9 protein-coding genes are annotated in these 9,532 nt (G+C 62.8%); 6 read left to right on the forward strand and 3 right to left on the reverse strand.

What is annotated here, in order from left to right:
* The first annotated feature begins 19 nt into the window (after nt 1-19).
* From urtD to ONR57_RS08610, 5 genes are all read left to right on the forward strand, one after another.
* Nucleotides 20-790, forward strand: a complete 771-nt coding sequence (gene urtD, locus ONR57_RS08590; RefSeq protein ID WP_265122792.1) for an urea ABC transporter ATP-binding protein UrtD — start codon at nt 20-22, stop codon at nt 788-790.
* The gene (urtE, locus tag ONR57_RS08595; RefSeq protein WP_265122779.1) at nt 783-1,475 is read left to right on the forward strand and encodes an urea ABC transporter ATP-binding subunit UrtE; all 693 of its coding nucleotides are present in this window, start codon (nt 783-785) and stop codon (nt 1,473-1,475) included. The genes urtD and urtE overlap by 8 nt, the downstream gene beginning before the upstream one ends.
* Nucleotides 1,476-1,590: 115 nt before the next feature.
* Entirely contained in the window at nt 1,591-3,264 is a 1,674-nt protein-coding gene (gene atzF / locus ONR57_RS08600; RefSeq protein WP_265122780.1) for an allophanate hydrolase, read from the forward strand.
* Nucleotides 3,265-3,308: 44 nt separating this feature from the next.
* The gene (locus tag ONR57_RS08605; RefSeq protein WP_265122781.1) at nt 3,309-4,160 is read left to right on the forward strand and encodes an SDR family NAD(P)-dependent oxidoreductase; all 852 of its coding nucleotides are present in this window, start codon (nt 3,309-3,311) and stop codon (nt 4,158-4,160) included.
* A 14-nt stretch (nt 4,161-4,174) separates the two neighbouring features.
* Nucleotides 4,175-4,714 carry a carboxymuconolactone decarboxylase family protein gene (locus tag ONR57_RS08610; RefSeq protein ID WP_265122782.1) on the forward strand — a complete coding sequence of 180 codons (540 nt, stop codon included), beginning with the start codon at nt 4,175-4,177 and terminating at the stop codon, nt 4,712-4,714.
* 82 nt (nt 4,715-4,796) lie between these two features.
* On the opposite strand, the gene lpdA is transcribed toward ONR57_RS08610, so the two are convergent.
* Nucleotides 4,797-6,200 carry a dihydrolipoyl dehydrogenase gene (gene lpdA / locus ONR57_RS08615; protein WP_265122783.1) on the reverse strand — a complete coding sequence of 468 codons (1,404 nt, stop codon included), beginning with the start codon at nt 6,198-6,200 and terminating at the stop codon, nt 4,797-4,799.
* Nucleotides 6,201-6,376: 176 nt separating this feature from the next.
* Between lpdA and ONR57_RS08620 the strand changes: the two genes are divergently transcribed.
* Nucleotides 6,377-7,843: an amidase gene (locus ONR57_RS08620; RefSeq protein ID WP_265122784.1), complete on the forward strand. Its 1,467-nt coding sequence runs from the start codon at nt 6,377-6,379 to the stop codon at nt 7,841-7,843.
* A gap of 86 nt (nt 7,844-7,929) precedes the next feature.
* Here ONR57_RS08620 and ONR57_RS08625 read toward each other — a convergent pair whose 3' ends face one another.
* Nucleotides 7,930-8,052: a hypothetical protein gene (locus ONR57_RS08625; protein WP_265122785.1), complete on the reverse strand. Its 123-nt coding sequence runs from the start codon at nt 8,050-8,052 to the stop codon at nt 7,930-7,932.
* Between the two features lie 449 nt (nt 8,053-8,501).
* A complete protein-coding gene (locus tag ONR57_RS08630) occupies nt 8,502-9,362 on the reverse strand; it encodes an alpha/beta fold hydrolase (protein WP_265122786.1) in 861 nt (286 codons plus the stop codon).
* Between the last annotated feature and the right edge of the window lie 170 nt (nt 9,363-9,532).

Consider the following 9,532-nt stretch of genomic DNA (forward strand, 5'->3'; position numbering starts at 1 on the left):
TTACGGCGGCAACGCCGGGATGGGTTCGGAGTACCTCGAGATCACTGATCTCACTGTTGATTTCGACGGTTTCAAAGCCGTATCCGGCGTGAGCATGACGCTATTGCAGGGCGATCTGCGCTTTTTGATTGGGCCGAATGGGGCGGGCAAAACCACCCTTGTCGATGCGATCACCGGGCTGGTATCCGCCACAGGTTCGGTCACCAAGTCTGGCGTTGAGCTGATCGGCAAGCGTGCGCACAAGATTGCCCGGCTCGGGGTCGGCCGTACCTTCCAGACCGCGAGCGTGTTCGAAAACCTCACGGTGCTGCAGAACCTCGACATCGCAGCCGGCGCGCACCGCTCCCCCTTCGCCCTGCTGCGTTCGCGGCGCAGTATCGAGCCGGCCATCGAGGAAGCTCTTGAGGTGACCGGGCTGAGCACGCTGCGAGACGTGCCCGCTGGCGTGCTCGCGCACGGCCAGAAGCAGTGGCTCGAGATCGGGATGCTTCTGGTCCAGAACTCGACGGTGTTGCTCCTCGACGAACCCGTGGCAGGCATGAGCCACGAGGAACGCGAAGAGACCGGCAACCTGCTGCGCCGCATCGGTGGCGAACGCACTGTCGTCGTTGTCGAGCACGACATGGATTTCATGCGCGAGTTCGCAACCTCGGTGACAGTCCTGCACGGCGGCAAGGTCCTCAGCGAGGGCACCGTTGCGCAGGTGCAGGCAGACCCGAAGGTGCAGCAAGTGTATTTGGGCACCGCTGCGGCGGCGGGAACGGAACTCGAGGAGGGCGGCGATGCTTGAGCTGCGCGGTATCCGCACCGGGTACGGAAAGACGTCGGTCATTTATGACGCGTCGATAGAGGTACCGACTGATGGTGTCGTCGCGATCATGGGACACAACGGCGCCGGGAAAACGACCCTGCTGCGTGCCGCCGTCGGGTTACTGAAGGTGTCCCGTGGCAGCGTCTGGCTCGACGGTGAGGACGTGACGGCCTTGCGCCCGAGCGCACGCGTCAAGCGGGGCCTGGCTTATGTCCCACAGGGGCAGCAATCATTCGGGCAACTGACGACGATGGAGAACCTGCAAGTGGTCGCGGACGGCCGGTCGCGCGGCAAGGAGCTGGTCGCTGAGGCACTGGATCTTTTTCCGGCACTACAGCCCTTGCTGAACCGGCGAGCAGGTTTGCTGTCGGGCGGACAGCGCCAGCAGCTAGCGATCGCGCGGGCCCTGATTACTGAACCGCGAATGCTCATTCTGGACGAGCCGACAGAGGGTATCCAGCCATCGGTGGTTCAGGAAATCGAAGAGAAGATTCTCGCGCTCACCCAGCGCGGGGGTCTTGGTGTGCTGCTGGTGGAACAGCATATCGGATTCGCACTGCGTGCAGCGAGCACGTATTACGTACTGGAGTCGGGGCGGGTCACTGCCAGTGGCGCAGGCGGCACGGAGGCGGCCCGTGAGGTTCGGGCTGCCATGACGATTTAAGCCGCGCCCGCGAACTGTGGAATTCTGCCTCCGGAAAACGGAGGCAGAATTCCACTGGAAGCGGGTGCATTCTTCGGTCCACAATATCTATCAGTCGACAGAATTGGAGCCTGGCATGACCCCCACACCCGCCCAGCGTGTTCGGCGTTCCTACGCCCGGATCGCTGAAGCAGGCCGCCCGGACATATGGATACACCTGCGCCCCGTCGACGACGTCCTCCGCGAGGCTGAGACCGTGGATCCCGACCTTCCGCTTGCCGGGACCGTGTTCGCGGTCAAAGACAACATCGATGTCGCCGGGCTCCCCACCACAGCCGCGTGCCCCGAGTTCGCTTACACACCCGCCCAGTCCGCCACTAGTGTGCAGCGACTCATCGACGCAGGTGCAATCGTCATCGGCAAGACCAACATGGACCAATTCGCGACCGGCCTCGTCGGCACGCGGAGCCCCTATGGCGCATGCCGCAATGCGCATCACCCCGAGCGGATCGCCGGCGGCTCGAGTTCTGGTTCTGCGGTAGCCGTGGCGCTCGGGATCACCGACTTCGCGCTGGGCACTGACACCGCTGGATCGGGCCGGGTGCCAGCCGCACTGAACGCAATTTTCGGTATGAAAGCAACCGTGGGGCTCATTCCTGTCGACGGTGTTGTGCCTGCGTGTCCGTCCTACGACTGTGTCACGACATTCGCACCGGCGCTGTCCGACACGGTGCGGGTCATGCGCGCCATGGCCGGGCCGTCCCCGACGGATCCGGCGGCCCGCGAATGGCCGGCCAACGCACCACTAGCCGCGCCGCCCACACCGCGGATTGCGATCCCGGCACCCCACAACCTCGCAGCGCTCTCCCCCACCGCCCTCGCCGCGTTCGAAGTTGCCGTCAACCGCCTGGAGGCAGCCGGTGCGGCAATCACCGAACTCGATATCACCGAGTTCCTCGACGCCGCGAAGCTTCTGTACGAGGGCGCGCTCGTTGCCGAGCGCTATGCGTCGTTCGGTGATTTCGTGACGCGGGACAATGTCACCGCCGACCCTGCCGTGAAACGCATCGCCCGTTCCGCGAAGGCGGTTTCGGGCGCCGCACTCGTGCGTGACCAGCAGCGTCTGCGTGAGCTCAAACAGCGCACCCGGCTGCTTCTTGACGACACGGATGCGTTACTGGTTCCCACTGCCCCGGCACACCCCACATTGGCAGAGGTAGCGGCCGACCCACTTGGCGTCAACGCCATGATGGGCACCTTCACAAACTTCCTGAACCTCCTCGATATGGCAGCGGTTGCGGTTCCAGCCGGCACGGCCGATGGTGGCCTATTCGGCGTCTCCGTTGTTACGCGAGCCTTCGCCGATCAGGTTGCCATTGATATCGCGGCGATGCTCACCAGCACCCAGAGTGAACTTTTCGTAAGCTCCGGCACCGACGTAGCTGTGTTCGGGGCACACATGCGCGGCTTCCCTCTCAATCACGAAATCGTGCGTGCAGGCGGGCGATTCCGGGCGGACGTCAGCACTGCACCCTCGTACCGGATGTTCGCGCTACCGGGACCCGTACCTAAACCCGCCGTTGTCAGATCCGCCGGCGGCACCTCGCTCGCAGGCGAACTGTGGCGGCTGCCCGACGCCGGACTGGGCGCCTTTCTCGCAGCGCTGCCCCGGCCTATGACGCTCGGGAAAGTGGAGTTGCAGACTGGCGAGTGGGTGGTCGGCTTCGGCTGCAGCGACCCCGCCGGTGAAGACATTTCGAGCTACGGCGGCTGGGCCGCATACCGCGCGGCGCTCTCGCCTGCCACCTGACGCGAACACCGGTGACATGAGCAGCTGCCACGTATGGTGGTGGCGTGACGGGGCGACTAGATAAGAAACTCAGCGGGCGGCGCGTGCTCATTACGGGTCCGGCCCGCGGAATCGGAGCTGCGCTCGCGAAACGACTCGCCGCCCACGGCGCTCATGTCGGTCTCGCTGGACTGGAGCCTGACCTGCTGGAAGAAGTTTCTGCGCACTGCGGTGGCGCGCCATGGCGCGAGTGCAGCGTCACAGACCTGCCCGGTTTGCGCACCGCAGTGGAGGACATCGCAGGTGCGCTGGACGGCCTGGACATTGTTATCGCAAACGCGGGCATCGCCGCACAACTCCCACTCGTGGGTGGCGACCCGGAGATCTTCCGGCGGACGATGGAGGTCAATCTGGGCGGCGCCTACAACACCATCAACGCGGCGGCCCCACACGTCGCCCACAAGCGCGGATACTTCTTGCTCGTGTCCTCGCTCGCGGCGGTCATCAACCTCCCACTTGTCGGCGCCTACAGCGCTTCGAAAGCGGGCGTGGAAGCCCTCGGGAACACCCTCCGCGCCGAGCTTCGCCCTTACGGAGCCCGGGTCGGTGTGGCGTATTTCGGACGGATCGACACGGATATGACGAGTCGCGGCTTCGGTACTCAAGCCGCGCACACACTGACGTCATCCTCGCACCTGCCGGCAGTTGCGCCGCTGGGATCTGCGATCTCCGCGCTTGAAAAGGGAATCGCACGTCGCTCACGCGTCGTCGCCGCCCCCGGACACGCGCGGCCTCTACGCTACATAAAACCGGTCGCGCAACGCGTGGTCGACCTGGCGGTGCGACGCAACGTTCCCCAAGCACTGGAGGTCGCTCGCCGGGAGCATGCGTCCCTCACCACGCCCCAACCTGACTAAGGAGTCCTGTGCCGATGAAGCCCCGGATCACACCCGGCACCCTCGCCGAGCTAGGCCCGGCCAACTGGGGATTCAGCCGCCTCGCCGCCCGGGTTATGCGCGTCGACGATGTCCACTTGTTCAGCACGCTTGGCCAATCCAGGGGCCTTTTCCGGGCTTGGCTGATGTTTTCGGCGCGGCTGATGCCATTTGGGTCGCTGCCGCGATACGAGGTGGAGATGATGATCCTGCGGGTCTCGTATCTCCGTGGCTGCGAGTACGAATACGACCACCACGAACGGCTGGGCAAACGCGCCGGCCTCAGCGCCGCAATCATCGAGCGCATCGAGCAAGGACCCACAGCACCGGGATGGTCCGTGCGACATGCAGCGCTGTTGACTGCCGTCGACCAGCTTATCCAGACGAAGGACATCGACGACGAAACGTGGGCGCGCCTCTCCCGGTTCTTCAAGAACCGGGAGTTGATCGAGATCGTCATGCTCGTCGGGCAATATGACTCCCTTGCGACAACGATCAAGTCGCTCCGCATCGAACGTGACCGAAGGAAGAAGTAACGCTCAGAGACAGAAACGGGGATGTGGGGCCGTTACCTCGGTATCGGCTTGCCACATCCCCGCGTTCGCGGTCAGATGACTGCTAGAAGTTGATCATGTGCCCCGCGAGGCCGTGAATCGCTTCCTGCAGAGCTTCGCTGAGTGTGGGGTGTGTGTGCACGTTGCGCGCCAACTCGTTGACTGTGAGGTCCCACTTCTGCGCAAGAGTCAACTCGGGCAGCAACTCCGAAACGTCCGGGCCAATGAGGTGGCCGCCGAGGAGTTCCCCGTACTTCTTATCGGCAATTAGCTTGACAAAGCCGGTTGCGTCACCGAGGCCGTGAGCCTTGCCGTTGGCCATGAACGGGAAGGTGGCCACCTTAATGTCGTAGCCCTCGTCCTTGGCTTGTTGTTCGGTCAGCCCGAAGCTTGCCACCTGCGGCTGGCAGAAGGTAGCGCGCGGCATCATCCGGTAGTCGCCGAGTTCGAGCGTCTCAGCGTCACCGATCGTCTCAGCGGCGACCACTCCCATTGCTTCAGCCACGTGCGCGAGCATCAGCTTCGCGGTGACGTCACCGATTGCATAGATGTGGGGCACGCTGGTGCGCATGCGCTCGTCAATATCGATCGCGCCACGCTCAGTGAGCCGCACTCCGGTGTTTTCGAGACCGTAGCCCTTAACTCGCGGCGCGAAGCCAACGGCCTGCAGCACCTTGTCAACGGAGACGGTTTCGGTCTTCTCAGACTTGTTGTCTTTAATCGTGACAGTGACCGACGAACCGTCATCCTCGATGCTCTGCACCGAAGCGCCAGTCTTGATCGTGATTCCCAGCTTCTTGTAGGCCTTCGTAATTTCCTTCGAGACGTCCGCGTCCTCGTTGGGGAGTGCGCGATCGAGGAACTCCACAATGGTGACGTCCACACCGTAGTTGGCGAGCACGTAACCGAACTCCATGCCGATAGCTCCAGCGCCGACGATGACAATTGAGCCCGGCAGGTCGCGCGTCATGATCTGCTCTTCGTACGTGACAACGTTCTTGCTGAGTTCCGTACCCGGCAGCAGCTTTGTCTCGGTGCCCGTCGCGATGATCGCATTGTCGAAGGTGACCTCCTCGGTGCCGCCCTTCGAAAGTTCCACGGAGATCGTGCGATCGTCGGTGAAGGACCCACGCCCCTCATACTCCGTGATCTTGTTCTTCTTCATCAGGAAGTGGACACCCTTGACGCGGCCGTCAGCAACCTTCCGGCTACGATCGTAGGCAGCCCCGAAATCGAGCTTTGCCTCTCCCTCTATGCCAAAAAGTTTGGCTTCCTTGGTGATGATGTGAGCGAGTTCCGCGTTGCGCAGAAGCGCTTTCGAGGGAATACAGCCCACGTTGAGGCACACCCCGCCCCAGTACTTCTCTTCCACAATTGCGGTTTTCAGCCCGAGTTGAGCGCAGCGAATCGCCGCAACGTATCCGCCGGGCCCAGCTCCGAGAACAACAACGTCATAATGTGCAGCCACGATACAAAATCCTAGTCGGGTGCTTCGGAGCTGTCCTGCGATGGGTCGGATTGGAAATGTGGCGATCGAGAGTAGTGCGACAATTCAGGCAATCTCAGGTATCCCATTCCCCAGTGGTACATACTTGCCACAGTCTCAACAGTTGGCGTACCAGTACTCAACGCTGAGGAGCTGGGATGACGGAGCTTGCCGCACAAGGTGCCGCACGAGGCACACCAGAGGGCCGCGTGACCGACATGTCCGCGCGCGCACTTGCCCACGCCGTCGCGACGCGGCAACTGTCTGCCCGCCGCGTTGTCGAAGAGCACATCGAGCAACTGCAGCGTTACCGTCACCTGAACGCGATCGCGAGTGACCGCTTCAGCGAGGCCCTGCGCGAAGCCGACACCGTTGACACCACGTTGCGCACAGCGCGGCGGGGCGACCCGCTGCCGCCACTGCTCGGTGTCCCTTGCACGGTCAAAGAGTTCATCGCGGTGCGCGGCATGCCGAACAGTGCCGGGTTCCCCCATCGGCGCAAGCTGCGCGCAGACGAGGACGCGCCTGCCATCGCCCGGCTACGGTCCGCCGGAGCGATAATCCTCGGGGTCACGAATGCAGCCGGCCCGGTCTTCTGGATGGAGACTTACAACCCGCTTTACGGCCGCGTGAACAATCCTTACGATGTGCGACGCACCGCAGGGGGCTCGTCGGGCGGCGACGGAGCAGCCGTCGCCTGCGGCGGTTCCGCGCTGTCCGTCGGCTCGGACCTCGGCGGCTCGCTCCGTATCCCTGCTTTCTTCAATGGCGTGTTCGCGCACCTGCCCTCAGTCGGGCTTATTCCCACAACGGGACACTTTCCGATGGCGGTCGGCGACGTACGCCGCAGTTTGTATTTCGGTCCGGTGACACGTCATGCCGAGGATCTTCACGCCGCGCTCACCACACTCAGCGGACCGCACCCTAGTGACCCGGAAACCACGCTGCTCCCGCTGCGCGATCCTGCCTCCGTCTCTCTCGCGGGGCTGCCCGTACTTCTCGCAGTCGACGCGACACTGACAAAGCCGCGCGCTGACGTCGAAACGGCCAGGTACCTCGCCGCGCGCATCCTAGAAACCCAGGGCGCGGTCGTCACAGAGATGTCACTGCCCGCACTACGCTGGACTATCGCCCAAGCGCTCGCCGCGTTCACAGCGACGCTGGACGTGGCAGGCACAGTCGCCGGGATCCTCGGCCCCGCAGTCGCGCCGCCGTCATCGCTGCTGACCTCCGCGATCGCGGCACCAGTAGCACTGCTGAGGCTGGCTGAACGAGCGCCCGCCCGGCGGGTCAGGACCCTGGCGGCCCGGCGACTGATCAACAGCGCTCGGGAGTCCGCTGACCGGCTGCAGGAAGCACTGGGCGACGGAGCTCTGCTCTTTCCGCCGTTCCCAAGGCCTGCGCCGCGGCACTTCACAACATACGGACAGCCTTGGCTAGCCAGCAACACAGTCGTGTTCAATATTCTGGGACTTCCAGTCACCCAAGTCCCGACTGGAGTCAACAGCGCGGGGCTGCCACTGGGCGTCCAAGTTGCAGCTGCACCCGGAAACGATCACGTCGCGTTGCGTGTCGCCGAATCACTCGAAGCAGGGCTCGGCGGGTGGACTCCGCCGGATCGGTAGCTTCAGCCGTAACGCAGCTTTCATTGAAACGCACGACGCCCGGATCGAGAGATCCGGGCGTCGTGTCAGTCAACAGCTGAGCTCATTCAGCTACCGAAGTCGAAGCCACCACCGGCGCCGCCTTCACCACCGCCGCCGAAAAAGTCGAGGAAGTTGAAGAACGCATCAAACGCGCCGAAAAAAGCACCGAAAGCTTCCAGGCTTCCCATATTCACTCCTTGATTTCTTGGACTCATCGTCGACGCCCGCGAGCGTCTACGCTATTCCAGCATCTATAACCCGAATATGGAAGAGCAAACCCGAAACATACGCGTACCAATTTCAACTGCAGGTAAACATGTAGATCACAGAACTATCTCTAACCACATCTGACAATCCGTGACTTACAGCCACCCAGGCGTCGAGAAATAGTCACTTAGTGTAAGAAAGACGAATGTCAAGCGCATACTCGATGAGAAACGCGCTGTAGCGGGTAAATCCCCTAATACGAAGCAGGCCCCTATTCGAGCACAACAGGCCCGACTACCCAATCACTTATCTAACCGAACCAACGTTCGCAACGAATAGCACGTGAGGCACGGAGGCCACGCAATAAGGGGAGCACGAGGGGCTGGCCGATAATCTCGGCCGAATAGCGACCCTCAGACTGGGCGCAGTGCTAGTACATCTCGCCTAGCCATGAGGCAATCCGATCCGCAATCGCGGCGGGAGCCTTCATCCAGTCAAGATGGTTGCGGCGCTCAGGATTGCGCCAATTGGTTACCGTGGCCGCCTCGAGCTTCCCCACCAGGTGCTGCACAGAGGAAGACGGTGCCACGTCGTCTCGCGACAGCGAAATGGAGAGCACGGGTACTGTGATCTCCCGGAGCCGCTCTTCGTAGTCGATATCCGCACCCCCGGGCGCGAGGCGCCCGGTGCGTGCGAAACGGCTCCAATCGGAGATAAGCAGTCGCGGCTGACGGCCGAACCCCGCGATGTTCACCTTGTCACCCGGCCAATATCCGGCGATGCTCGCCGTGAGGGACATGGCCTTTCCCGCTACCAGAGGCCCCAGCGCGCGCGCCCCGGGAAACGTCTTGTAATAGGGCGATCCCGCCGCGATTAGCACTATGCCTGCGATCTCGTGCCCCACCCGTGCCGCATACAGCATGGCTAGCTGCCCACCGAACGAATGGCCGAGTACGTACGGGGCGCTATCAGGGAACCGTTCGTGCGCGACTTCGAACGCCGCGGGCATATCGACGGCGACCAGCTCGTGGTAGCCGAAGTTGCTTTCCCGGTCCGGGGTTGGCTCACTGGAACCTTGACCGCGGATCTCACTCACGACGACGTTGAAGCCATGGACAGTCAGCTCCACCGCCAACTTGTCGTAATACACGGCGGGCAGGCCGAGGCCTGGCCAGACAACGAAGACGGGCCGTCCGGCAACGCCGCTGAAAACCCTGATCGGAGTTACTGTTCCGTCGGGCATTTGTAGCGGGACGACCTCTGGCACGGCCGGCACGGCGTCAGATCCCATGTATCCACGATAGGCGATCACCGTCCGGGTGATTCCGGTGATCCCAGAACTGCCCGTGGTTTTTGTGTGGGTGTGACGTGAAAAAAGGGGGACCGTGGTGGTCCCCCTTTTTTTGTGGTTGGTGTCCGGCGGTGTCCTACTCTCCCGCACTCTTTCGTGTGCAGTACCAT

Origin of the sequence: Hoyosella sp. YIM 151337 (assembly GCF_026041215.1) — a bacterium.
Classification (GTDB): domain Bacteria; phylum Actinomycetota; class Actinomycetes; order Mycobacteriales; family Mycobacteriaceae; genus Hoyosella.